The 22,655-nt window shown below is 63.6% G+C and carries 22 protein-coding genes and 1 tRNA gene; 8 read left to right on the top strand and 15 right to left on the bottom strand.

What is annotated here, in order from left to right:
* Positions 1 to 1,650, bottom strand: a complete 1,650-nt coding sequence (locus tag E2H86_RS20835; RefSeq protein WP_133331262.1) for a cyclic peptide export ABC transporter — start codon at positions 1,648 to 1,650, stop codon at positions 1 to 3.
* 212 nt (positions 1,651 to 1,862) lie between these two features.
* On the opposite strand from E2H86_RS20835, the gene E2H86_RS20840 reads away from it, so the two are divergent.
* Complete coding sequence (locus E2H86_RS20840; RefSeq protein ID WP_133331264.1) at positions 1,863 to 3,116, top strand: lipase family protein; 1,254 nt, start codon at positions 1,863 to 1,865, stop codon at positions 3,114 to 3,116.
* A gap of 1 nt (position 3,117) precedes the next feature.
* On the opposite strand, the gene E2H86_RS20845 is transcribed toward E2H86_RS20840, so the two are convergent.
* The 9 genes from E2H86_RS20845 to E2H86_RS20885 all read right to left on the bottom strand — a co-directional run bounded on the left by E2H86_RS20845 (position 3,118) and on the right by E2H86_RS20885 (position 10,831).
* Positions 3,118 to 3,885: an ATP-binding cassette domain-containing protein gene (locus E2H86_RS20845; protein WP_133331266.1), complete on the bottom strand. Its 768-nt coding sequence runs from the start codon at positions 3,883 to 3,885 to the stop codon at positions 3,118 to 3,120.
* A 146-nt stretch (positions 3,886 to 4,031) separates the two neighbouring features.
* Positions 4,032 to 5,132, bottom strand: a complete 1,101-nt coding sequence (gene ychF, locus E2H86_RS20850) for a redox-regulated ATPase YchF (RefSeq protein WP_133331268.1) — start codon at positions 5,130 to 5,132, stop codon at positions 4,032 to 4,034.
* Positions 5,133 to 5,154: 22 nt separating this feature from the next.
* Positions 5,155 to 5,739 carry an aminoacyl-tRNA hydrolase gene (gene pth / locus E2H86_RS20855; protein WP_133331270.1) on the bottom strand — a complete coding sequence of 195 codons (585 nt, stop codon included), beginning with the start codon at positions 5,737 to 5,739 and terminating at the stop codon, positions 5,155 to 5,157.
* An 81-nt stretch (positions 5,740 to 5,820) separates the two neighbouring features.
* Positions 5,821 to 6,420, bottom strand: coding sequence for a 50S ribosomal protein L25/general stress protein Ctc (locus E2H86_RS20860; protein WP_133331272.1), 600 nt, complete (start codon positions 6,418 to 6,420; stop codon positions 5,821 to 5,823).
* A gap of 118 nt (positions 6,421 to 6,538) precedes the next feature.
* Positions 6,539 to 7,480, bottom strand: a complete 942-nt coding sequence (locus E2H86_RS20865) for a ribose-phosphate pyrophosphokinase (RefSeq protein WP_003247410.1) — start codon at positions 7,478 to 7,480, stop codon at positions 6,539 to 6,541.
* A gap of 48 nt (positions 7,481 to 7,528) precedes the next feature.
* Positions 7,529 to 7,603: transfer RNA gene (locus tag E2H86_RS20870), tRNA-Gln, on the bottom strand.
* Between the two features lie 20 nt (positions 7,604 to 7,623).
* The gene (gene ispE, locus E2H86_RS20875; protein ID WP_133331275.1) at positions 7,624 to 8,484 is read right to left on the bottom strand and encodes a 4-(cytidine 5'-diphospho)-2-C-methyl-D-erythritol kinase; all 861 of its coding nucleotides are present in this window, start codon (positions 8,482 to 8,484) and stop codon (positions 7,624 to 7,626) included.
* 4 nt (positions 8,485 to 8,488) lie between these two features.
* Positions 8,489 to 9,106 (bottom strand): lipoprotein insertase outer membrane protein LolB, encoded by a 618-nt coding sequence (lolB, locus tag E2H86_RS20880; protein ID WP_133331277.1) that lies wholly within the window; start codon positions 9,104 to 9,106, stop codon positions 8,489 to 8,491.
* 3 nt (positions 9,107 to 9,109) lie between these two features.
* A complete protein-coding gene (locus tag E2H86_RS20885) occupies positions 9,110 to 10,831 on the bottom strand; it encodes a tetratricopeptide repeat protein (RefSeq protein ID WP_133331279.1) in 1,722 nt (573 codons plus the stop codon).
* Positions 10,832 to 11,105: 274 nt separating this feature from the next.
* Between E2H86_RS20885 and hemA the strand changes: the two genes are divergently transcribed.
* From hemA to E2H86_RS20915, 6 genes are all read left to right on the top strand, one after another.
* Positions 11,106 to 12,383 (top strand): glutamyl-tRNA reductase, encoded by a 1,278-nt coding sequence (gene hemA / locus E2H86_RS20890; RefSeq protein ID WP_133331281.1) that lies wholly within the window; start codon positions 11,106 to 11,108, stop codon positions 12,381 to 12,383.
* On the top strand, positions 12,380 to 13,462 hold the full coding sequence (gene prfA / locus E2H86_RS20895; protein ID WP_133331283.1) for a peptide chain release factor 1: 1,083 nt from the start codon (positions 12,380 to 12,382) through the stop codon (positions 13,460 to 13,462). The genes hemA and prfA overlap by 4 nt, the downstream gene beginning before the upstream one ends.
* Positions 13,462 to 14,292: a peptide chain release factor N(5)-glutamine methyltransferase gene (gene prmC, locus E2H86_RS20900; protein ID WP_133331285.1), complete on the top strand. Its 831-nt coding sequence runs from the start codon at positions 13,462 to 13,464 to the stop codon at positions 14,290 to 14,292. The genes prfA and prmC overlap by 1 nt, the downstream gene beginning before the upstream one ends.
* The gene (locus E2H86_RS20905; protein WP_133331287.1) at positions 14,286 to 15,041 is read left to right on the top strand and encodes a molybdopterin-synthase adenylyltransferase MoeB; all 756 of its coding nucleotides are present in this window, start codon (positions 14,286 to 14,288) and stop codon (positions 15,039 to 15,041) included. Before prmC ends, E2H86_RS20905 begins: the two co-directional genes overlap by 7 nt.
* Positions 15,034 to 15,831 carry a glutamate racemase gene (gene murI / locus E2H86_RS20910; protein WP_133331289.1) on the top strand — a complete coding sequence of 266 codons (798 nt, stop codon included), beginning with the start codon at positions 15,034 to 15,036 and terminating at the stop codon, positions 15,829 to 15,831. Before E2H86_RS20905 ends, murI begins: the two co-directional genes overlap by 8 nt.
* A gap of 118 nt (positions 15,832 to 15,949) precedes the next feature.
* Positions 15,950 to 16,468, top strand: coding sequence for an acyloxyacyl hydrolase (locus tag E2H86_RS20915; protein ID WP_133331291.1), 519 nt, complete (start codon positions 15,950 to 15,952; stop codon positions 16,466 to 16,468).
* A gap of 20 nt (positions 16,469 to 16,488) precedes the next feature.
* On the opposite strand, the gene E2H86_RS20920 is transcribed toward E2H86_RS20915, so the two are convergent.
* The 5 genes from E2H86_RS20920 to E2H86_RS20940 form a co-directional block, all read right to left on the bottom strand.
* The gene (locus E2H86_RS20920; protein WP_133331377.1) at positions 16,489 to 17,187 is read right to left on the bottom strand and encodes an SDR family NAD(P)-dependent oxidoreductase; all 699 of its coding nucleotides are present in this window, start codon (positions 17,185 to 17,187) and stop codon (positions 16,489 to 16,491) included.
* 13 nt (positions 17,188 to 17,200) lie between these two features.
* Complete coding sequence (gene phrB / locus E2H86_RS20925; protein WP_133331293.1) at positions 17,201 to 18,622, bottom strand: deoxyribodipyrimidine photo-lyase; 1,422 nt, start codon at positions 18,620 to 18,622, stop codon at positions 17,201 to 17,203.
* Between the two features lie 9 nt (positions 18,623 to 18,631).
* A complete protein-coding gene (locus E2H86_RS20930) occupies positions 18,632 to 19,501 on the bottom strand; it encodes a MerR family transcriptional regulator (protein WP_133331295.1) in 870 nt (289 codons plus the stop codon).
* The gene (locus E2H86_RS20935) at positions 19,491 to 20,459 is read right to left on the bottom strand and encodes a YbgA family protein (protein WP_133331297.1); all 969 of its coding nucleotides are present in this window, start codon (positions 20,457 to 20,459) and stop codon (positions 19,491 to 19,493) included. Before E2H86_RS20935 ends, E2H86_RS20930 begins: the two co-directional genes overlap by 11 nt.
* Positions 20,460 to 20,563: 104 nt before the next feature.
* Positions 20,564 to 21,550, bottom strand: a complete 987-nt coding sequence (locus E2H86_RS20940) for an NAD(P)/FAD-dependent oxidoreductase (RefSeq protein ID WP_133331299.1) — start codon at positions 21,548 to 21,550, stop codon at positions 20,564 to 20,566.
* 195 nt (positions 21,551 to 21,745) lie between these two features.
* Between E2H86_RS20940 and E2H86_RS20945 the strand changes: the two genes are divergently transcribed.
* Entirely contained in the window at positions 21,746 to 22,651 is a 906-nt protein-coding gene (locus tag E2H86_RS20945) for a TIGR01777 family oxidoreductase (protein ID WP_133331301.1), read from the top strand.
* Positions 22,652 to 22,655 lie beyond the last annotated feature (4 nt).

Consider the following 22,655-nt stretch of genomic DNA (forward strand, 5'->3'; position numbering starts at 1 on the left):
TCAGGCCGCGGTCATTTCATCGAGCACCTTGCCTGATTCGAGCTTGAGCAGATGGTCGGCGCAATCGAAGTAACGGTCGTCGTGGGAAATCACGATGATGGTCTTGCCCATGGCCTTCAGGCTCGGTAGCAGTTCGCTGTAGAAAATGCGGCGGAACGTCGGGTCCTGGTCGGCGGCCCACTCGTCGAACACCAGTACCGGACGTTTCTCGGTCCAGGCCTGCAGCAGCGCCAGGCGCTTGCGTTGGCCGGTGGACAGATCGGTGGTGGAGAACTTGCCTTCCTTGATGTTCACCTTGTGGGAAATTTCCAGGCGTTGCAGGTATTGCTCAGCGTCCACCGGTACTTCTTCGTCGGCCTGGACCAGATCGTCGAACAGGAAGTAGTCGGAGAAGATGGTGGTGAACAACTGGCGGTAGTCGTCGTAGTGCTCGGGGGTGACCGGCTGGCCGTCCTGCAGGATGGCGCCTTGCTGCGGCACGTACAGGCCCAGCAGCAGCTTGATCAGGGTGGTCTTGCCACAACCATTCTCGCCAACGATGAACAGGATCTCGCCGCGCTTGACCTTGAGGTTGATCGGGCCGAGCTCGAATGGCGCGGTATCGGGCTGTCGCGGGTAGGTGTAGCGCACGTCGCGCAGTTCCAGGCTGTCGATGCTGGTGGGCGCCGGGCGGGTGTCGGCCAGCATCAGGTGCGGTTCCGGCGAGGAGAAGCGCGCCGACAGGTCGGCGATGCGTTTGAAGGCCACTTGGGCACGGCTGACGATGGGCAGGGTGCCGATCAGGTGCTCCAGCGGGCCTTTCATGTACAACAGCACCAGGATGAAGCCGCTGAGCGTGGCTTTGTCGGTGCTGGGCCACAGCGCCTGGAAGGCCAGGGCGACGCCGATGACGATGAAGAACAAGGTCGAGCCGAAGCCCTTGGCGATCACGAACAGTTTGATCGAGCGGACCTGGATGTCGCAGATGCGCTGGGTGGTGCCCTTGAGCTTGTCTTCGAACAGGCGCAGCCGACGGCTACGGTTGATGCGCAGTTCCTTGGCGCCCTCGGAGATGGCGCGGTACTGTTTCTGCAGTTCGTCCTCGTGTTCACGCGCTTCGAAGAAGCCCTTGATGCCACGGACCCGGGCCAGGTACTGCACGGCGCTGCCGATGAGCACGGCGACCACGGTGGTGAGGAACATCGGCAGCGACAGGTTGGCAAGGTAGGCCAGGCAACCCAGGGTAACGCTGAGCGAGACGGCCAGCGGGGCGAGGACGAAGGCGAAGTCGCTGATGGTGTCGACGTCGTGGGTCAGCACCGGGGTCAGCTTGTGGCTGCGGTAGCTCTCCAGTTGGTCGATGGGTGCCGACAGGATGCGCCGGCCCAGTTCGATACGCAGGCGGGCGATCACGTGCTGGCCCACGTAGTTGGTGCCGATGTCGGAGAGAATCGAGCCCACCAGGGCCATGACGCACAGTCCGCCGAAGGCCAGCAGCAGGCCCAGGTTGCCGGCGCTGTCGCTGTGCAGGCTGGCGTTGATGGTGGCCAGCAGTCCGGTGATACTCAGGCCGCCGAGGATTCCGAGCACGATGGATATCATCAGGACGCCGCGCATGGGCTTGATAAGGCGCAGAAGTTCAATGAATGAGCTGCGTGGATGCATGGACATCGTGGCAATCCTTAATTACGGGGCACCTAGGGGTGCCTATACGGGGGTCATCCTTAATAGGACGAACGAGCCCCGCGAAAATTGAGAACTAAATCGCGCCAGATGCGTTTCGTCACACAAGAGCCCTCTGTAACTTCGTCAACCGCCTGTATTGCCTGCTGTCTGGGCTGTTGAGCCGGCACCGGGCAATGGGGCCGTAACAAGGAACCAAGATGCATTGCACGAAACTGGCAGTATTGATCGGGCTGGGCTTCGCCGGTATCGGCCTGACTGCGCCGGCACTGGCGACCCAGCAGGCGAGCCCTGTCCGGGGCACGCCGCTGAGCGTGACGACCCTCAAGCATTTCTCCCGCGCCGAGATCGAGAAACAGTTGGGTGAGCGCAAGGCTTACGTCGGCACCCCGCGCTGCGACGTGCGTCTGGTCGAGGTGGTGTACGCCACGGTCGGCGTGCACCAGGAGCCGGCCAAGGCTTCACAGATGCTGTTGCTGCCCGAGGGTGCCGATTGCCAGGGGCCGGCCCCCTTGCTGGGCTGGGCACGTGGCACCGAGACCCGCCGTGATTCAGCCCAGGCCGAGTTGTTGTTGGCCAATGGCAACAGCCCGTTGATGAGTTTCTTCGCCAGTCAGGGTTATATCGTCTCGGCCACCGATTATCTGGGCCTGGGCAAGTCGGATTATCCCTTCCACCCTTATTTGCACAGCGACTCCGAAGCCAGCGCGGTCATCGATGCCTTGCGCGCCGCCCGGCGTGCCGGGGCGAGTCTGGGGGCCAGGTTTTCCGGCAAAGTGATGCTGGCTGGGTACTCCCAGGGTGGTCACGCGGCCATGGCGGCGCAGCGCGCCATCGAGCGGGACGATGCCCGGGAGTTCGACCTGGTGGCCAGCGCGCCGATGTCCGGCCCCTATGCGTTGCAGCAGACCTTTCTCGATGCCTGGCCAAGTGGCTCGGCCAGTGGCAGCAATGCGCTGGCGCCGTACCTGTTCGCTTATGCCACGGTGAGCATGGAGAAAGTCTACGGCAACCTTTACCAGCGTCCCCAGGAGCTGTTCCAGCAGCCCTATGCCAGCGCTGTGGAGAGCCTTATGCCCGGCTCCGAGGGCATCTTCGAACTGGTCGGGCAGAATCGCCTGCCCATGGACAAGCTGCGCCAGCCGGCCTTTACCCACGACTTCATGGCCAATGCCGACAACCCGTTGCGCCTGGCCCTGGCGCGCAACGACCTGCTCGACTGGAAGCCGCGCACGCCGACCGTGCTGTGTGGCGCACGGCGGGACACGGTGGTGGAGTTCAAGAATGCCCAGACCGCCAGCCGCGCTTTCGCCCGGCAGGGGGTGAAAGTGCCGGTGATCGATGTCGACGACGAGATGGCCGCCGATGTGGATGGGGTGCATGCGCACACCCAATGGGGCGTCTACCTGTGCCTGGGGGCGGTGCGCAGCGCCCTGCTCGATCCGGCGCGCTGAGTCAACGCAGGTAGCTGATCGGCGCCTTGCCTTCGGGATGCGCCATCACCCCCATGGGAATGCCGTAGATGGCCTGGAGCATCTCGGCGTTCATCAGTTCTGCCGGTGTGCCGCTGGCCAGCAGGCGGCCGCCGTGCAAGGCGATGAAGCGGTCGCAGTAGCGCGCGGTCATGTCGATGCTGTGCAGCACCAACAGGACGCCCAGGTCAAGCGCTTGGCTGAGTTCACGCACCAGGGCCAGCACTTCCACCTGGTGGGCCACGTCCAGCGCCGAGATCGGTTCGTCGAGCAGCAGGTAGCGGCTGTTCTGGGCCAACAGCATGGCCAACCAGACCCGCTGGCGTTCGCCGCCGGAGAGGCTATCGACCAGGCGTTCGGCGAACATCCGTGTGTCGGTCAGCTCCATGGCCCGCTCCACCTGGGCATGATCCTCGTCGCTGAAGCGGCCCAGGGCGCCATGCCAGGGGTAGCGGCCGTAGCGCACCAGTTCGCGGGCGGTGAGTCCATCTGCCGGCGGCAGGTGCTGGGGCAGGTAGGCCACCTGGCGGGCGAAGTCACGTTGCCCCCAACTCTGCAGCGGCTGGCCATCGAGCGAGATGTGCCCGGCGGTGGGTGCCTGCTGGCGCGCCAGCAACTTGAGCAGGGTGGACTTGCCCGAGCCGTTGTGGCCGATCAGGCCGACCATATGGCCGTGCTCGATGGTCAGGTCGAGTGGCTGGAGCAGGGTGCGTTCAGGCAGGCTGAAGCTGACGGCGTCGAGTGCGAACATGGGGTGCGGTGCGTAGCGGCCCAAGGGAGGGCAACACCCTATACCAGCTTGATAATGATTATCAACAATAAAGCGAGCTGGCCTGCCAGAAAAACAAAACCCCTTGAAGCGGTGGCCTCAAGGGGTTTGGACTGACAGGTTTGGGCTCAGACGTTGAAACGGAAGTGCATCACGTCGCCATCCTTGACGATGTAGTCCTTGCCTTCCAGGCGCCATTTGCCGGCTTCCTTGGCTCCGCTTTCACCCTTGAACTGGATGAAGTCGTCATAGGCCACCACTTCGGCGCGGATGAAGCCTTTTTCGAAGTCGGTGTGGATGACACCCGCCGCCTGCGTCGCGGTCGCGCCTACGCGGACGGTCCATGCGCGGACTTCCTGCACGCCGGCGGTGAAGTAGGTCTGCAGGTTGAGCAGCTCGTAACCGGCGCGGATCACGCGGTTCAGGCCGGGCTCTTCCAGGCCGAGAGCCTCGAGGAACATGTCCTTCTCCTCGCCGTCGTCCAGCTCGGCGATTTCGGCTTCGATCTTGTTGCACACCGGTACCACCACCGCGCCTTCTTCCTCGGCAATGGCCTTGACTACGTCCAGGTGCGGGTTGTTGTCGAAGCCGTCTTCGGCGACGTTGGCAATGTACATCACCGGCTTGCTGGTCAGCAGGTGGAAGCCGCGGATGACCGCCTTGTCTTCGGCGCTCATGTTCTTCATCAGGCTGCGCGCGGGCTTGCCTTCGGTGAAGTGCGGGATCAGCTGTTCGAGGATGGCCTTTTGTGCCAGGGCTTCCTTGTCGCCGCCCTTGGCGTTGCGAGCGACCTTCTGCAGTTGTTTCTCGCAGCTGTCGAGGTCGGCGAAGATCAGCTCGAGGTCGATGATCTCGATGTCGCGCTTGGGGTCGACGCTGTTGGAAACGTGGATCACGTTCTCGTCTTCGAAGCAGCGAACCACGTGGGCAATGGCATCGGTCTCGCGGATGTTGGCGAGGAACTTGTTGCCCAGGCCTTCACCTTTGGACGCACCGGCCACCAGACCTGCGATGTCGACGAACTCCATGGTGGTCGGCAGAATGCGGTTGGGTTTGACGATTTCCGCCAATGCTGCCAAACGGGCATCGGGCATCGGCACGATGCCGCTGTTAGGCTCGATGGTGCAGAAGGGGAAGTTCTCCGCCGCGATGCCAGACTTGGTCAGGGCGTTGAACAGGGTGGACTTGCCGACGTTGGGCAGGCCGACGATGCCGCAATTGAAACCCATGGGTATTCCCCTCTCTAGGAAATCAGGCCTTCTGGCTGTGCAGCTCACGCATGGCCTTGGCGAAGTCGCCGGCCAGCACGTCCGGCAGCACGCCGAGGGCAAAATCGATGCTGGCGTCGAGCTTCTCCTGCTCGGCGCGTGGCGCGCGGCCCAGGACGAAGTTGGAGACCAGTTTGGCGTCGCCCGGGTGGCCGATGCCAAGCCGCAGGCGGTAAAAGTCGTTCTGGTTGCCGAGCTGCGCGATGATGTCGCGCAGGCCGTTGTGCCCCCCATGGCCGCCGCCGCGCTTGAGCTTGGCAACGCCCGGAGGCAGGTCGAGTTCGTCGTGCGCCACCAGGATCGCTTCCGGCTTGATGCGGAAGAAATTGGCCAATGCCGCCACGGACTGGCCGCTGCGGTTCATGTAGGTGGTGGGGATGAGCAGGCGAACATCGTTGCCCTGATGGCTGAATTTCGCCGTCAGGCCAAAATACTTTTTGTCAGCGGTCAGCGAAACGCGCTGGGCGCTGGCGATGCGTTCTACGAAAAGAGCCCCTGCGTTATGCCGGGTCTGTTCGTATTCGGGGCCGGGGTTACCCAGGCCGACGATCAACTGGATGGCGGTCACGTCAGGGGCTCTTCCTTGGAGTTGGTGGGGTACAGGGCGCGGGGCGCACTGTAACCCGATCAACACCGGCGCGCGAGTGGATTACTCGGCAGCGCCTTCGTCAGCAGCTTCGGCAGCAACGCGCGGAGCGTGAACGTTGGCAACAGCTTTGTCATCACCGTGGGCCAGAGCGACGAACTCTACGCCTTTCGGAGCTTTCAGGTCCGACAGGTGGATGATGGTGCCGATTTCAGCCTTGGCCAGGTCGACTTCGATGAACTCTGGCAGGTCTTTGGCTTCGCAGGAAACTTCGATCTCGGACTCGACGTGGGAGATCTCGCCGCCTTTCTTGACCGGGGCTTCTTCGTTGATGAAGTGAACCGGTACCTTGGCGGTCAGCTTCTGGCCAGCGACGACGCGAACGAAGTCGGCGTGCATGATGAAGCCTTTGGCTGGGTGGCGCTGCAGAGCCTTGACCACTACGTCTTGCTTGGTGCCGTCGACGTTCAGCTGCAGAACGTGGCTGAAGGCAGCTTCGTCTTCGAACAGCTTGGTGATCTCCTTGGCCAGGATGGTCAGGGACTGAGCGTCCTTGTTACCACCGTAGACAACGGCTGGGATGTGAGCGGAGTGACGCAGGCGGCGGCTCGCACCTTTCCCCAGGTCAGTACGCGCTTGGGCGTTCAGGGTGAAATCAGTCATTTTGTTTCTCCAAAATAGCCCCCCGAGGGCGTTTGCGACCAGCGCCAACGGGGATGGCAAAAAAGCCCCGCCCCAACACATGCTGGGGCGGGGCGCTTTTCGTCAACGCGTGTTCCGCTTAGCGGAACATCGCGCTGATCGATTCTTCGTTGCTGATGCGGCGGACCGCTTCAGCCACAACCGGTGCGATATCCAGCTGGCGGATACGGTCACAGGCTTGAGCAGCGGCGGACAGTGGAACGGTGTTGGTCACCACCAGCTCGTCCAGTACCGACTTCTCGATGTTCTCGATCGCGCGGCCCGACAGGACAGGGTGCGTGCAGTAGGCGTAAACCTTCGCAGCGCCGTGCTCTTTCAGGGCTTTGGCCGCGTGGCACAGGGTGCCGGCGGTGTCGACCATATCGTCTACCAGGATGCAGGTGCGTCCTTCGACGTCGCCGATGATGTGCATCACTTCGGAGTGATTGGCCTTTTCACGGCGTTTGTCGATGATACCCAGATCGACACCCAGGGACTTGGCGACGGCACGTGCGCGCACGACACCACCGATGTCCGGGGAGACGATCATCAGGTTCTCGAAACGCTGGTCTTCGATGTCGTCGACGAGTACGGGCGAACCGTAGATGTTATCGACGGGGATATCGAAGAAGCCTTGGATCTGGTCAGCGTGCAGGTCGACGGTGAGTACACGGTCGATACCTACGACAGTGAGCATGTCAGCGACGACTTTGGCGCTGATGGCTACACGTGCCGAACGCGGACGGCGGTCCTGGCGGGCGTATCCGAAGTAAGGAATCACGGCGGTGATTCGGGATGCTGAGGAGCGGCGGAAGGCGTCGGCCATCACTACCAGTTCCATCAGGTTATCGTTGGTCGGGGCGCAGGTCGGCTGAATAATGAAGACGTCTTTACCGCGAACGTTTTCATTGATCTCAGTGCTGATCTCACCGTCGGAGAATTTACCGACAGAGACGTCACCGAGTGGGATATGCAGCTGACGTACGACACGCCGAGCCAGATCGGGGTTAGCGTTCCCCGTAAAGACCATCATCTTGGACACGCGCAGTACCTGAAGGCTGAGGGTATACCTGGATGAGTATAAGGAAAATGGCAGGGGCGGCTGGATTCGAACCAACGCATGGCAGGATCAAAACCTGCTGCCTTACCGCTTGGCGACGCCCCTGTATCTGTTGCTGCGAACTCTTATGAGCTCGACTTCTTGATCAGACTTTGCAGCTTGCGATGCAACATCGAAACATTGCTTCCTTTCGCCACAAACCCTGCTTGGGTCGCTGAAAGAAGGGCCAGAACTTTATCAGCTTCGGCTTTGCTTGGGAAGGCCCCAAACACGCAACTTCCAGTGCCGGTCAATCGAGCATCTGTGAATTTTCCCAGTAAATTCAACGCATTGCGAACTTCCGGGTAACTCTGCTCTACCACCGGTTGGCAGTCATTTCGACTGTTTCCCTCGGGAACGGGGCGCATCTTAAGGGGGAGGGAATCACGTGTCAACTGCGGATGTGAAAAAATTTCTACAGTGCTGACAGACACTTGCGGCACCAGCACGACATACCAGGGCTCGGCCGGGTCGACCGGGGTCAGTTGCTCGCCGACACCCTGGGCGAATGCCGCATGGCCGCGCACGAACACCGGCACGTCGGCACCCAGGGTCAGGCCCAGGGCTGCCAGGCGGTCTTCGTCCCAGTCCAATTGCCACAGATGGGCCAGGCCCAGCAGAGTGGTGGCGGCGTCCGAGCTGCCACCGCCGATACCGCCGCCCATGGGCAGCACCTTGGTCAGCCAGATGTCGGCACCCAGCTGTGTGCCGGACTGTTCCTGCAGCTTGCGCGCAGCGCGCACGATCAGGTTGCTGTCGTGGGGGACCGCTTCGATCTCGGTGTGCAGGCGAATCACACCGTCCTCGCGCAGGGCGAAACGCAGCTCGTCGCCATGGTCGAGAAACTGGAACACGGTTTCCAGCTCATGGTAGCCATCGGCGCGACGGCCGATGATGTGCAACCACAGGTTGAGCTTGGCCGGGGCGGGCAGGGTCAGCGTCTGCATGGAATCAGTGCCCCAGCTGGCGCGGCTGCCAGTCCTTGACCACCAGGGTCACGTCGAGGTTCTCACCGTGCAGTTTCATGCGTTCGGGCAGCCAGTAGCCGTTTTGCTCGGTATAGCTCAGGTACTGCACCTGCCAGCCGTCCTGGTTCAGGCTGGCCAGGCGGCTATCGCCGTCCAGCGTCAGCTGGCTCTTGGTATCGGGGGCGGGCAGGCCGCGGACCCACCACACCAGGTGAGACACAGGCAATTGCCAGCCCAGTTGCTCTTCGAGCAGCGCTTCAGGGCTGTCGGCTTCGAAGCGGCCCTGGTTGGCCACCTCCAGCACCACGCCGCCGGGACGGCCGGTCAGGCGCGCGGCGCCACGGCCCAGTGGACCGGCCAGGCGGATGTCGTAGTAGTCCTGGCGTTGCAGCCAGAACAACGTACCGCTACCGGAGTCGCGGGGGGCGCGGATACCGACCTTGCCGTTGATCTGCCAGCCGTCGAGGCTGCTCAGCTGGGCCTTGTGCGCTTGCCACTGCTTGGGGTCGCCGTGGCCTTGGAGGGCTTCGCGGCTACCGAAGCCGGCGCAGCCGGCGAGCAGGGCAATCAGGGTGAAGGTGATGCAATGGCGCAAGAACATGGTTTAGAGGGTCTCTGATCCGGTCAGGCGCAGCACGGTCTGGCGCAGGACCGTGCTGTCGGGTTGGGCTTGCAGGGCCTTGCTCCACACCTGGCGGGCTTCACGGCGCTTGCCGTTGGCCCAGAGCACTTCACCCAGGTGGGCAGCCACTTCGTGGTCGGGGAAGCGTTCGAACGCCTGGCGCAGGTAGCGTTCGGCTTCGTCGAGGTTGCCCAGGCGGTAGTTGACCCAGCCCAGGCTGTCGAGCACGGCCGGGTCGTCGGGCGTCAACTGGTGGGCTTTCTCGATCAGCGCCTTGGCTTCGGCGTAGCGGGTGGTGCGGTCGGCCAGGGTGTAGCCCAGGGCGTTGAGGGCCATGGCGTTGTCCGGTTCGCGGGCGATGATGGCGCGCAGGTCATGTTCCATCTGCGGCAGGTCATCGCGCTTCTCGGCCAGCATGGCGCGGGTGTAGAGCAGATTGAGGTCGTCCGGGAAGCGCTTGATGCCTTGCTGCAGCACCTGGTCGGCCTGGGCGTCCTTGTTGTTGTTGCTGTAGCTTTCCGATTCGATCAGGTACAGCTGGATGGCGTAGTCCGGCTGCGCCTCGCGGGCTTCGGCAAGCAGGCGCGAGGCTTCTGTGCCACGACCGTTGGCGATCAGGATGTCGGCCTGGCGCAGCTGCGCCGGCAGGTAATCCGGGCCAGGACCGACCCGTGCGTATTCGCGCAGGGCGCCTTCGGGGTCGTTGCGCTCTTCCTGGATTCGGCCGAGGTTCAGGCGTGCGGCATCGACGTTGCTGTCGCGCTCGATCAGCTCGCGCAGGTAGTTCTCGGCTTCGTCCCAGTCCTTGTTCTCCAGGCAGACCAGCGCCAGCGAGTAACGCAGCTCGTCGTCTTCGGGGTACTGCTGGACCAGGCTGAGGAATTCGCTTTTGGCGTCGGCGATGCGGTCCTGTTCGACCAGGGTGCGGGCGTAGGTCAGGCGCAGGCGCTTGTCATCGGGATTGTCACGAATCGCCTCGCGCAGCAGCGGCAGGGCTTCGGGGCCGCGGTCGAGGGCCTGAAGCAGGCGCGCACGGAGCAGGATCGGCGCTATCTCGCCGTTTTGCGGTGGATGCGACTCGAGCAGGTCGAGGGCCTCTTCGGCCTTGCCGTCCTGGTTCAACAACAGGGCCTTGCCGAATACCAGCTGGCTGTTGTCCGGGTACTTGACCAGAAGTCGCTCGAAGCTCTGCATCAGGCCGTCGCGGGTGCTCTGGTCGGTTTCGGCGGCAGACAGGGCGAGGAAGTCGAAGTGGGTGTCGCCCTGGCCTTGAAGCACCTTCTCCATGTAGGTCATGGCGTCGTCGTAGCGACCGGCGCGGGCCAGTTGGATGGCGGCGGCGCGTTGGGCGTCGAGGTTATGTGGGTCGTTGCGCGCCCAGACGAGGGCGTTTTCCAGGGCCGGCTCGTCGGCACCGAGGTATTCGGCGATGCGATAGGCTCGCTCGGAAACGCCAGGATCCTGGGTCTTCTGCGCTTGGTCGGTGTAGTTGGCCAGGGCGATGTCGAAGCGGTTGCGCTGGCCGGCCAGCTCTGCGACCAGCAGGCTGTAGAGGGTGTCCTGCTTGAACGAGCCGTACACCACAGGCTTGTCGGCTGCGCCCTTGCCTGCCTCGGCGACGGGAGGCTCGGCCTCGTGCGGGGCCAGGCTCTGGCAGCCCTGGAGCAGGGCGAAGGCAAGCAGCAATGCGTAGGGTCTGTTCATAAAGGAGGCTTAGGAGGACTAACCGGCGGTCGGAGCATGATGACACAAGCGCGGGGGCAAACCCACCTGTGGCGCGTCTGGTTAATTGCGACCTTTTGAGGAGGGGCGGGTTCCTTGGGGTTTGGTTTGAGAGCTGGGGTGGCGCTCGATTTTGCCCCCACCCCACCTCTCATGCCAGGCACCCACCACTATCACGACAATAGCGAACGGTGGTTGTTCTAAAACCTGCGAAGTAGGACAATTATCGGCTTCACGTCCCAACCAGCGACCTTGCATGGCCTTTCTTGCACTTGGTATCAACCATAAGACTGCCTCGGTAGACGTACGCGAGCGCGTGGCGTTTACCCCGGAGCAGCTGGTCGACGCCCTGCAGCAGCTCTGTCGACTCACCGCCAGCCGCGAGGCGGCGATCCTGTCGACCTGCAACCGCAGCGAACTCTATATAGAGCAGGATCACCTGGCTGCCGACGCCGTGCTGCAGTGGCTGGCCGACTATCACCAGCTGAGCCTCGATGAGCTGCGCGCCAGTGCGTACGTCCATGAGGAGCACGATGCCGTCAAGCACATGATGCGTGTCGCCTCGGGCCTGGACTCGCTGGTGCTGGGCGAGCCGCAGATTCTCGGTCAAATGAAGTCCGCTTATGCCGTGGCCCGCGAAGCCGGCACCATCGGGCCGTTGCTGGGCAGGCTGTTCCAGGCCACCTTCAGTGCCGCCAAGCAGGTGCGCACCGACACCGCCATCGGCGAGAACCCGGTTTCGGTGGCGTTTGCCGCCGTCAGCCTGGCCCGACAGATCTTCAGCGACCTCGGTCGCAGCCAGGCGCTGTTGATCGGCGCCGGCGAAACCATCACTCTGGTCGCTCGCCACCTGCACGAGCAGGGGGTGCGTCGCATCGTCGTGGCCAACCGGACCCTGGAACGTGCCAGCATCCTGGCCGAGCAGTTCGGCGCGCATGCGGTACTGTTGGCCGACATTCCCCAGGAACTGGCCAACAGCGACATCGTCATCAGCTCCACCGCCAGCCAGCTGCCGATTCTCGGCAAAGGCGCGGTGGAAAGTGCGCTCAAGCAGCGCCGGCACAAACCGATCTTCATGGTCGACATCGCCGTGCCGCGGGATATCGAGCCGGAGGTGGGCGATCTCGACGACGTCTACCTGTACACCGTCGACGACCTCCACGAGGTCGTTGCGGAAAACCTCAAGAGCCGCCAGGGCGCGGCCCAGGCTGCCGAAGAGCTGGTCTCGGTGGGCGCCGAGGATTTCATGGCGCGCCTGCGCGAACTGGCGGCGGTCGATGTGCTGCGTGCCTACCGCCAGCAGAGCGAACGCCTGCGCGATGAAGAGCTACAAAAGGCCCAGCGTCTGCTGGCCAACGGCGGCAACCCCGAGGATGTGCTGGCGCAACTGGCCCGGGGGCTCACCAACAAACTCCTGCATGCGCCGAGCGTGCAGTTGAAAAAGCTCTCGGCCGAGGGGCGCGTCGATGCGCTGGCCATGGCCCAGGAACTCTTTGCCCTCAATGAGGGCTCGACGGACAAAACCCCGCAATGAAAGCGTCGCTGCTGAACAAACTGGACACGCTCCAGGACCGCTTCGAGGAACTCACCGCTCTGCTCGGTGACGCCGAAGTCATTTCCGACCAGACCCGCTTCCGCGCCTATTCCCGGGAATATGCCGAAGTCGAGCCGGTGATCGGCACCTATAAAGAGTGGCGCAAGGTCCAGGACGACCTCGAAGGTGCCCAGGCGCTGCTCAAGGACGCCGACCCCGACCTGCGCGAGATGGCCATCGATGAGGTGCGCGAAGCCAAGGAGCAGTTGCTCGCTCTGGAATCGCAGTTGCAACGCATGTTGCTGCCCAAGGACCCCAACGATGGGCGCAACGTGTTCCTCGAAATCCGTGCTGGCACTGGCGGCGACGAAGCGGCGATCTTCTCCGGCGACCTGTTCCGCATGTATTCGCGTTATGCCGAAAAACGCGGCTGGCGTCTGGAAATTCTCTCGGAGAACGAGGGCGAGCACGGCGGCTACAAGGAAATCATCGCCCGCGTCGAGGGCGACAGCGTGTATGGCAAGCTCAAGTTCGAATCCGGCGCGCACCGCGTACAGCGGGTGCCAGAGACCGAGTCCCAAGGCCGTATCCACACCTCAGCATGCACCGTGGCAGTGTTGCCCGAGCCGGACGAGCAGGTGGCCATCGAGATCAACCCGGCCGACCTGCGCGTGGACACCTACCGCGCCTCCGGCGCCGGCGGCCAGCACGTCAACAAGACCGACTCGGCGATCCGCATCACCCACCTGCCCACCGGCATCGTCGTCGAGTGCCAGGAAGAACGCTCCCAGCACAAGAACCGCGCCCGCGCCATGTCATGGTTGTCGGCCAAGCTCAACGACATGCAGACCAGCGCCGCGCAGAACGCCATCGCCAGCGAGCGCAAGCTGCTGGTCGGTTCGGGTGACCGCTCCGAGCGCATCCGCACGTACAACTATCCACAGGGACGGGTGACCGACCACCGCATCAACCTGACCCTGTACTCCCTCGACGACATCCTCGCCGGTGGTGTCGATGCCGTGATCGAGCCGTTGCTGGCCGAATACCAGGCCGATCAACTGGCGGCTCTGGGGGACTGATGACCATCATCGCCAGCTTGCTGCGCAATGCGCAGCTACCCGATTCGCCGACCGAGCGCCTGGACGCCGAGTTGCTGTTGGCTGCAGCCATCGGCAAGTCGCGTGCCTTCCTGCATACCTGGCCCGAACGCATCGTCAGCCGCGAGGCGGCGGAGACCTTCGCCGGCTACCTGCAGCGGCGCCGCGCCGGTGAGCCGGTCGCCTACATCCTCGGCCAGCAGGGCTTCTGGAAGCTCGACCTGGAAGTGGCCCCGCACACCTTGATTCCGCGTCCGGACACCGAGTTGCTGGTGGAGGCTGCGCTGGAGTTGCAACCAGCTACTGCGGCCAAGGTGCTCGACCTGGGTACCGGTACCGGTGCCATCGCCTTGGCCCTGGCCCATGATCGTCCGGCCTGGCAGGTCACCGCGGTGGATCGGGTCGATGCGGCCGTGGCCTTGGCCGAGCGCAACCGTCAGCGTCTGGGCCTGGACAACGTGCAGGTGGGTGCCAGCCATTGGTTCGACGCCTTGGTCGGGCAACGCTTCGACCTGATCGTCAGCAACCCGCCTTACATCGCCGCCGAAGACCCGCACCTGGTGGCCGGCGATGTCCGCTTCGAGCCCAGCAGTGCCCTGGTTGCCGGCCCCGACGGCCTGGACGACCTGCGCCTGATCGTCGCTCAGGCACCTGGCCACCTGTTGCCCGGAGGCCGCCTGCTGCTCGAACATGGCTACGACCAAGCCGAGGCAGTGCGTCAGTTGCTGACTGCGCACGGCTTCGTCGAGGTCGTCAGCCGGCGTGATTTGGGTGGCCATGAACGCATTACCTTGGGGCGCCTGCCATGCTGACCGACCAGGAACTGTTGCGCTACAGCCGGCAGATCCTGCTGGCCCAGGTGGATATCGAAGGCCAGTTGCGGCTCAAGCAGGGCAAGGCGTTGATCGTTGGTCTGGGCGGGCTGGGCTCGCCGGTGGCGTTGTACCTGGCGGCCGCTGGCGTGGGCGAGCTGCATCTGGCCGACTTCGACACGGTCGATCTGACCAACCTGCAGCGGCAAGTGATTCACGACAGCGCCAGTGTCGGCATGGCCAAGGTCGATTCGGCGATCCAGCGCTTGCAGGCGATCAACCCTGAAGTGACCCTGGTGCCGCATCGCCAGGCGCTGGATGAGGACTCCCTGGCCGACGCGGTGGCGGCGGTCGATCTGGTGCTGGACTGCTCCGACAACTTTGGCACCCGCGAGGCGGTCAATGCCGCTTGCGTCAAAGCGGGCAAGCCGCTGGTCAGCGGCGCGGCGATTCGCCTCGAAGGCCAGCTTTCGGTGTTCGACCCTAGGCGCGACAACAGCCCTTGCTACCACTGCCTGTACGGTCATGGCAGCGAGGCTGAGCTGACGTGCAGCGAGGCCGGCGTGATCGGTCCGTTGGTCGGTCTGGTCGGTAGCCTGCAGGCGCTGGAGGCACTGAAGCTGCTGGCCGGATTCGGTGAGCCGCTGGTGGGCAGGCTATTGCTGATCGATGCCCTCACCAGCCGCATGCGCGAGCTGCGGGTCAAGCGCGACCCGGGGTGCGCGGTCTGTGGCAGTCAGTATGGCTGAGCGATCGGCGCCGGTGGGGGTGATGGACTCGGGGGTAGGCGGACTGTCCGTGCTCGCCGAGATCCAGCGCCTGCTGCCCAACGAGTCCTTGCTTTACGTGGCTGACTGCGGCCATGTGCCCTACGGCGAAAAATCTCCGGATTACATTCGCCAGCGATGCCGGCATATCGCCGGGTTCTTCCGCGACCAGGGGGCCAAGGCCATGGTCCTGGCATGCAACACCGCTACCGTGGCGGCGGTCGCTGACCTTCGCGAACGCTACCCCGACTGGCCACTGGTGGGCATGGAGCCAGCGGTCAAGCCGGCGGCGGCGGCTACGCGCTCTGGCGTGGTGGGCGTGCTGGCCACCACCGGCACCTTGCAGAGCGCCAAGTTCGCCGCCTTGCTCGATCGCTTTGCCTGCGATGTGCGTGTGGTCACCCAACCTTGCCCAGGTCTGGTCGAGCGCATCGAGGCCGGTGATCTGACCAGTGCGCATCTGCGCCAGTTGCTTTGCAGCTATGTACAGCCCTTGTTGGATGCCGGGTGCGATACGTTGATCCTCGGCTGCACCCATTACCCCTTCTTGCGCCCGATGTTGGCCGACATGGTGCCTGCCGACGTTGCCATCATCGACACGGGCGCCGCCGTGGCCCGCCAGCTGGAGCGCCTGCTCGCCGCTCGCAGTTTGCTCGCCGCGGCGCCTGCACGGCCTGTGCGCTTCTGGAGCAGTGCCGATCCCCAGGCCCTTCGCAGCGTGCTGCCCACCCTCTGGCAAGCGGATGCTGCAGTGCTGCCGCTGGCTTTGTAAAAAAAATGTGAAAAACTGCGGTTTTTTACTGAACTATCGTTCCAGCGCCGATTTCTATGCTAATGCCCGATGAACGGGCCGAACACTAACAACAGCATCAGGAAGAAGGGCGTTTCTCATGAAGAAACTGATCGGCTTGGCGGCGGTTGCCGCCCTGGCAATGGGGCAGATGGTGTCGGCGCAGGCGGCTGACGTGACGTTCGCGGTGGGCCAGACCGGCGACTCCACCATGGTCTATCGACTCGGGTTGCAGTCGAACTGGGACGCGAGCTGGTGGCAGACCAGCGTCGGCCGTATCACCGGCTACTGGGATGCCGGCTATACCTACTGGGACGGTGACGAGACGGCCAGCAACCACAGCCTGTCGTTTGCACCGGTGTTCGTCTACGAATTCGCTGGCGACTCCGTGAAGCCTTACATCGAGGCAGGTATCGGCGTGGCGGCGTTCTCCAGCACTGAGCTGGAAAGCAACGAATTGGGCTCGTCCTTCCAGTTCGAGGATCGCATCGGCTTCGGCCTGCGTTTCGCCGGTGGACATGAGCTGGGTGTGCGCGCCATCCACTATTCCAACGCTGGGATCAAGCAACCTAACGATGGGGTCGAGGCCTACACCCTGCATTACCGCCTGGCGCTCTGACCGTCAGGCACCGTGGCCGCTCAGTCGGGAAGCGGCCACATGTCCTGCATTTCCAGTACTTCCAGTACCAGCTCCGCTTCACGCTGCGGCAAGCGCCGCAATAATTCTTCGGCTGCCGTCTGCGCCGTCCACGGCTCGGGAATCGCAGGTACCGGGGCCACCGGTGCTTTCAGCGATTGCGGCGCGACCACCGTCAGGTCGATGCCTCGTTCTTTCAGTCCTGGGCGCTGCAGACGCACCCATTGCGGCGCGCAGTTGCCGGCGTTCGGCCCTTGGGAGGGTGTGTGCAGCTGCACCGCCGAGTAGCGGCTGAACACTGCCATGACCTGTGGCTGATCGCCTTTCTCCAATAGGGCCATGGCAGCGCCCAGGCACTGCTCGGTCGCTGTCAGGTTGGTGCTGGCGATGGCCTCGAACAGTTCGTTGGCCGGCAGGCCATGGGACAGGTAGTCGCACGTACCGGCATTGACGATCAAAACGTCCAGGGCGCCCCAGTTGTCGGCAATCTGCTGATGAGCGGCCTCGGCCAGCTCAGGCAGCGGCAGGTGTCCGGGAAGACGCAGCAGTGATTGGCCGTGACCGACGGCCAGATTGTCCAATGTGTCGCTGTCCTTGCTGCTGGCGGCGACGCGATGCCCTTGTTCGAGCAACCGCTCCACCACGGCCAGGCCCAGTCCGTTGCTGGCTCCTGTGACCCAGAACCTTCGCGAATGCTTCACCATGTTCCCCTCTTCACTGCCGGTGTGACAGGCCTTTGAACGCTGCCAGTGCACGTCGGCGACTACTTGCAAGATCGACGATAGGTTCGTGGTAAGTATTAGCCAAATTATCGGCAAGCATTAGTGGCGCATGAATCTTTTTGCTGTCCAAGCTATTCAGTTGGGGTAGCCAGTGGCGAATGAAGTTGCCCTCCGGATCGAAGCGCTCGGACTGCGATTGCGGGTTGAAGATGCGAAAATACGGCACCGAGTCAGTCCCGGTGGAGGCGCTCCATTGCCAGCCGCCGTTGTTCGCTGCCAGGTCGCCGTCGATCAGGTGGCGCATGAAATGCCGCTCGCCCAGGCGCCAGTCGATCAGCAAGTTCTTGCTCAGGAACATGGCCACCAGCATGCGCAGGCGATTGTGCATCCATCCGGTGTGCAATAGCTGCTGCATCGCGGCATCGATGATCGGGAAGCCGGTGCGGCCTTCGTGCCAAGCCTTGAGGTCCTCCGGGGCATCGCGCCAGGGCAACGCCTCGGTGTGGGGGCGGAAGGCACGGTGCTGCGCGACCTGGGGGTAGCCCACCAGAATGTGCTTGTAGAACTCGCGCCACAGCAGTTCGTTGACCCAGGTCTGTACGCCCTCGCTGCCGCTGTCGAACTCGCCGCGGTTGCTGCTCAGCGCCGCGTGCAGGCACTGGCGGGGCGAGATCACACCGGCAGCCAGGTAGGCCGAGAGTTGGCTGGTGCCCGGTTTGGCGGGCAGATCGCGCAGTCGTTGATAATCCTCGACGACTTCGTCGAGAAAGCGCGTCAGCCGTGCTTGCGCCTCCTGTTCGCCTGCGGGCCATAGCTCACGCAAGCTGTCGGCGGGTTTATCGAAACCGTCGACCTGCCATGGGATCGGGTCGCTGCCGATGTCCAGCGGTGCCTGGCGCCGGACTTTGCCAGCCAGCGCCGGCAGACTGCGGTGCAGGTGTTCGAGGCAGGCTCGTTTGAACTGGCCGAATACCTGGAAGTAACCGCCACTGCGCGTGAGGATCGTACCGGGTGCCAGCAGGAGCTGGTCGAGGTAGCTGTGGGGCTGGATGCCGGCACCGGCCAGTTGCGTGCGCACGGCGTCATCGCGACGGCGTTCGTTCACGCCGTATTCGTCATTCCAGTGCACCGCCTCGATACGGTGCTGCCGACAGACGGCCAACAACGTGGCGGCGGCCTCGTCCCAGGTGTCGATCTTGCGGATCAGCAGCGGAATGTTCAGTGCATCCAAGGCTTGGCGCATCTCGCGCAGATTGCGCAACCAGAAGTCGACCTTGCAGGGGGCATCGTCGTGAGCGTGCCACTGGCCGGGGCTGATCAGCCACAAGGCAATAGTGGGGCCGCGTTCGCAAGCGGCGCTGAGGGCGGTGTTGTCGGTGATGCGCAGGTCGCTGCGTAGCCAGATCAGTTGCATGGCGCCTCTCTAGGAATGCAGGGTTTGCAGCGTCCGCAAGGCGGACTGCGGTGTGTCGAACAAGTGCAATCGAGGCCCTCCGAGGTGGCGTAGTTGCGCTTCGTGCAGCGGCAGGCAGGCCCCCCCAACCAGGGTAGGGACCGTCAGGGCGGCCAAGGTGCGTTGCAGGGCCCTGGCATCGAGGCGTGGACCCAGGTGCAGCACAACCGCGCGTGGCTGCAAGGCGGCGACCGCACGTTCGAGCTGGGCGCTGCCGACGGGGCGCTCCAACACGTCCACGGCGATACCGTTGTTGCTGAACAGCCACGCGTAAAGCCACAGGCTGAGGTCCTGGGGCCGGTCGCTGTCTTCGGCCAGGAGTACCGTGGGGCCCTGCAGGGTTTGGTTGTCGTGGTACACGCGAGCCCCCAGCTTGCTGCGCAGCCAGGTCTGGAAGAACACTTGTTCGAGCTGGGCGTTGAAGAACGTGTTCCAGCGCAGGTCCAGCGCCTGCTGCAGGGGCAGCAGCAGTTGTTCGCAGAGGGTGATGGCGGGGTACAGGGCCGTCATCTGATTGAATTGCTGGTCGAGTGCCCGTTGCGACAGGTTGGCGATGGCCTCGATCAGATGCTGCTGACGTACTCCCCAGTCGCCTAGGGCAGCTTCTTCGACCGGTCGGTCGAGCAGTTCCCGCACCTGCCCCACCGAGGCGCCGCGTGCGAGCCAGGCGAGTACGGCCTCCACGCGTTCGAGCTGCGCCTGGGAATACAGACGATGGCCTTTGGCGGTTCGGGTCGGTTTCAACAGACCGTAGCGCCGTTCCCAGGCCCGCAGGGTCACTGGATTCACCCCGGTGCGTCGCGCCAGTTCCCCGATCGGCAGCAAAGTCTCAGACAGCATTGCGCAAGCCCAGGCTCTCAGGATGAGGCTGCAGGTACGCTTGCTGTAGCAGGTACGGGTCGGGGTGCTTGCGCAGGTGGTGCTTGAGCAAGGTCAGCGGCACCACCAGCGGCACCACGCCCTGCTGGTACTGGCCGATCACATCTTGCAATTCGTGCTTGTCTTGGGCGCTGAGGGCGTCGCGCAGGTAGCCGCTAAGGTGCTGCAGCACGTTGCCATGGGTGCCGCGGCTGGCGCAGCGGCGCAGGGCCTGCATCAACTGGCTGAAGTAACGGGGCCCGGCGACTGCCGGGTCATCGTCCCGGCTCATGCTGCCGAGCATGCGGCCAAGCTCGCGATAGGCCTGGGGATTATTGGCCATTAGCAGGTATTTGTAGCGTGCGTGAAAGCGGATCAAGGCGCCGCGGCTCAGGCCTTCGGCCAACTGGCGCTGCCAATCGGCATAGGCATACACGCGACTGATGAAGTTCTCGCGCAACACCGGATCGTGCAGGCGGCCTTCTTCCTCGACCGGCAGGTCCGGGCGCTGGGCGCAAAAGGCGGCGGCATAAGCGCCGCGACCGCCCTGATGGGCAGGATGGCCGTCGTCCTGATAGACCTTGACCCGCTCCAGCCCGCAGGATGGGGATTTCTGCATGAAGATGTAGCCGCAGATATCGTCGAGCCGCTCGGCCATCTCTTCGCCATAGCTGCGCAGGCTGTCGGCGAGGTCGGGGCCGGGCGTGCGCGTGCCGACTACGCCGGGGCGGGCAGGGTCGCCCACCAGGCGAATAGGGTCGCGGGGGACGCTCAGACCGATCGCCACTTCAGGACATACCGGCACCCACTCGAAGTGGGCCTCCAACTGCGAGCGGCACAGGTCGGATGACTTGTGGCCGCCGTTGTAGCGCACACTGTGCCCGGTCAGGCAGGCACTGATGCCGAGGCGAGGTCGGCGCTGAGCGGTCGGATCTGGCATGTCGGCCTCCATGAACTTGTACACTAATAAATTTTTGTACAAGTACATTTCAGCATAGCCGACGTAGCAAGCAAACCCTATTTTGGTGTTAAACCGCTAAATGGTTATTCCAGATGCTCCAGAAGCCGGCGGGCCGCTTCCTGGCCGCTGAGCCAGGCGCCTTCGACGCGTCCGGACAAGCACCAGTCGCCGCAGGCGTACAGACCTTGGTCGGCATCGGCGAGAGCGCCCCATTCATGATTGCCTGCCGGGCGCGCATACAGCCAACGATGCGCCAAAGCAAAGGTTGGCGCGGGCACGACGCAGCCTACCAGCTCGGCGAATTCGCCCCAGAGCTGCTCGATCACCTCATCCTTGGACAGGTCGATATGTTGCTTGCTCCAGCTTGATGTCGCATGCAGCACCCAGGTATCGAGATGTTCGTCACGGCCGGGTTTGCTGCGGTTGCGCGCCAGCCAGTCGAGCGGGTTGTCTTGCACGAAGCAACCCTGCATGGGGGTATCCAAGGCAGTTTCGAAACCCAGGGCAATTGCCCAGGTCGGCTCCATCTGCACACCGGCGGCCACCGCCGCGAGTTTCGGCGTAGCGGCCAGCAGCGGTGTCGCCTGTGGGGCTGGCACGGCGATCACCACCCGACTGTAGGGACCGTGGCTGCAGCCCTCGGTGTCCTGCAGATGCCAGTACTGCTTGCCGCGGAAGACTTCGGCAATGCGGCAGCCGAAGTTGACCGTGACGTCCTTGAGCAAGCCACGGGTGATCGCGCTCATGCGCGGCACGCCGACCCAACGGGTCTGTTCGTCGGGGGAGGGTGTCAGCTCGCCGTCCCGGTAGTTGTACAGCTGCGGCTTCCATTGCTCGGCCCAGCCGGCGGCGACCCACTGCTGCACCTGCTCGACGAAGCGCCGGTCGCGGGCAGTGAAGTACTGGGCGCCGAGGTCGAGGGCTCCGGCATCGCTGCGTTTGCTGGCCATGCGACCGCCACTGCCGTGGCCTTTGTCGAACAAGTGAACGGATTGCCCGGCCTTCTGCAAGGCCTGAGCGGCGGACAGGCCGGCGATACCGGCACCGATGATGGCAATAGGTACTGTCATGATGGCCTCTTCGAACCTTGCTTTACGCAGACTACGCTGTCAGTTAAACCTGTACAATGATCAATGTCTGTATAAGGTTATTCCGCTTAATAGGACAGGTTGGCCTATGTCCTATCCTTATCCGAGAGCGTTCGGTCTAGAAAAGTGCCTTGATCTTAAAAATAGACCATGGCCGCAGCTTGCGAGGACACACCAATGCATATATTGCTGACGGGTGGTACCGGCTTGATCGGCCAGCACCTGTGCCAGTTCTGGGTCGCCCAAGGTCACCGGCTGACCGTGTGGAGTCGTCGCCCCGAGCAGGTTGCGCGACTGTGTGGCAGCGGTGTGCGTGGCATCGCTCGGCTGGAAGACATCGCCGTCGACGACCAGGTGGATGCCGTTATCAACCTGGCCGGAGCGCCCATCGCCGACCGGCCTTGGACCGCTGGCCGGCGCAACCTGCTCTGGGCCAGTCGGATAACCCTGACCGAGCACTTGCTCGAGTGGTTGGGCCGTCGCGAGCAGCGCCCCGAGGTGCTGATTTCCGGCTCCGCAGTAGGTTGGTATGGGGATGGCGGGGAACGCGAGTTGACCGAGTCATCGCCGCCGGTCCGCGAGGATTTCGCCAGTCAGCTGTGCATCGCCTGGGAAGAAACCGCCCAGCGCGCTCAGGCCTTGGGTATCCGTGTGGTCCTGGTGCGAACCGGCCTGGTACTGGCCAGCGACGGCGGCTTTTTGTCGCGCCTGCGTCTGCCGTTCAAGCTCGGACTGGGCGGCCCGTTGGGCAATGGCCGACAATGGATGCCCTGGGTCCATATAGATGACCAGGTCGCCTTGATAGATTTTCTCTTGCAGCATAAGGATGCCAGCGGTCCTTATAATGCCTGCGCGCCAGAACCGGTGCGCAATCGCGAATTCGCCAAGCGCCTGGGTCGCGCCTTGCATCGGCCGGCGTTCGTGCCAATGCCGAGCCTGCTGCTCAAGGCTGGACTGGGCGAGTTGTCGACCCTGCTGCTAGGCGGCCAGCGGGCGCGCCCGGTACGTCTGCTGGCGGCAGGATTCACCTTCCGCTTCAACGATCTGCAATCGGCCCTGGACAATTTGTCCAGCCGCCTCTGACATA

It is taken from the genome of Pseudomonas putida, from assembly GCF_004357765.1.
Lineage (GTDB): Bacteria > Pseudomonadota > Gammaproteobacteria > Pseudomonadales > Pseudomonadaceae > Aquipseudomonas > Aquipseudomonas putida_U.

Bases quoted from the DNA above. Each gene is read 5' to 3' on its own strand.
- E2H86_RS20835 (WP_133331262.1), bottom strand. From the start codon at position 1,650: ATGTCCATGCATCCACGCAGCTCATTCATTGAACTTCTGCGCCTTATC.
- E2H86_RS20840 (WP_133331264.1), top strand. From the start codon at position 1,863: ATGCATTGCACGAAACTGGCAGTATTGATCGGGCTGGGCTTCGCCGGT.
- E2H86_RS20845 (WP_133331266.1), bottom strand. From the start codon at position 3,885: ATGTTCGCACTCGACGCCGTCAGCTTCAGCCTGCCTGAACGCACCCTG.
- ychF (WP_133331268.1), bottom strand. From the start codon at position 5,132: ATGGGTTTCAATTGCGGCATCGTCGGCCTGCCCAACGTCGGCAAGTCC.
- E2H86_RS20860 (WP_133331272.1), bottom strand. From the start codon at position 6,420: ATGACTGATTTCACCCTGAACGCCCAAGCGCGTACTGACCTGGGGAAA.
- ispE (WP_133331275.1), bottom strand. From the start codon at position 8,484: ATGCAGACGCTGACCCTGCCCGCCCCGGCCAAGCTCAACCTGTGGTTG.
- lolB (WP_133331277.1), bottom strand. From the start codon at position 9,106: ATGTTCTTGCGCCATTGCATCACCTTCACCCTGATTGCCCTGCTCGCC.
- E2H86_RS20885 (WP_133331279.1), bottom strand. From the start codon at position 10,831: ATGAACAGACCCTACGCATTGCTGCTTGCCTTCGCCCTGCTCCAGGGC.
- hemA (WP_133331281.1), top strand. From the start codon at position 11,106: ATGGCCTTTCTTGCACTTGGTATCAACCATAAGACTGCCTCGGTAGAC.
- prfA (WP_133331283.1), top strand. From the start codon at position 12,380: ATGAAAGCGTCGCTGCTGAACAAACTGGACACGCTCCAGGACCGCTTC.
- prmC (WP_133331285.1), top strand. From the start codon at position 13,462: ATGACCATCATCGCCAGCTTGCTGCGCAATGCGCAGCTACCCGATTCG.
- E2H86_RS20905 (WP_133331287.1), top strand. From the start codon at position 14,286: ATGCTGACCGACCAGGAACTGTTGCGCTACAGCCGGCAGATCCTGCTG.
- murI (WP_133331289.1), top strand. From the start codon at position 15,034: ATGGCTGAGCGATCGGCGCCGGTGGGGGTGATGGACTCGGGGGTAGGC.
- E2H86_RS20915 (WP_133331291.1), top strand. From the start codon at position 15,950: ATGAAGAAACTGATCGGCTTGGCGGCGGTTGCCGCCCTGGCAATGGGG.
- phrB (WP_133331293.1), bottom strand. From the start codon at position 18,622: ATGCAACTGATCTGGCTACGCAGCGACCTGCGCATCACCGACAACACC.
- E2H86_RS20930 (WP_133331295.1), bottom strand. From the start codon at position 19,501: ATGCTGTCTGAGACTTTGCTGCCGATCGGGGAACTGGCGCGACGCACC.
- E2H86_RS20935 (WP_133331297.1), bottom strand. From the start codon at position 20,459: ATGCCAGATCCGACCGCTCAGCGCCGACCTCGCCTCGGCATCAGTGCC.
- E2H86_RS20940 (WP_133331299.1), bottom strand. From the start codon at position 21,550: ATGACAGTACCTATTGCCATCATCGGTGCCGGTATCGCCGGCCTGTCC.
- E2H86_RS20945 (WP_133331301.1), top strand. From the start codon at position 21,746: ATGCATATATTGCTGACGGGTGGTACCGGCTTGATCGGCCAGCACCTG.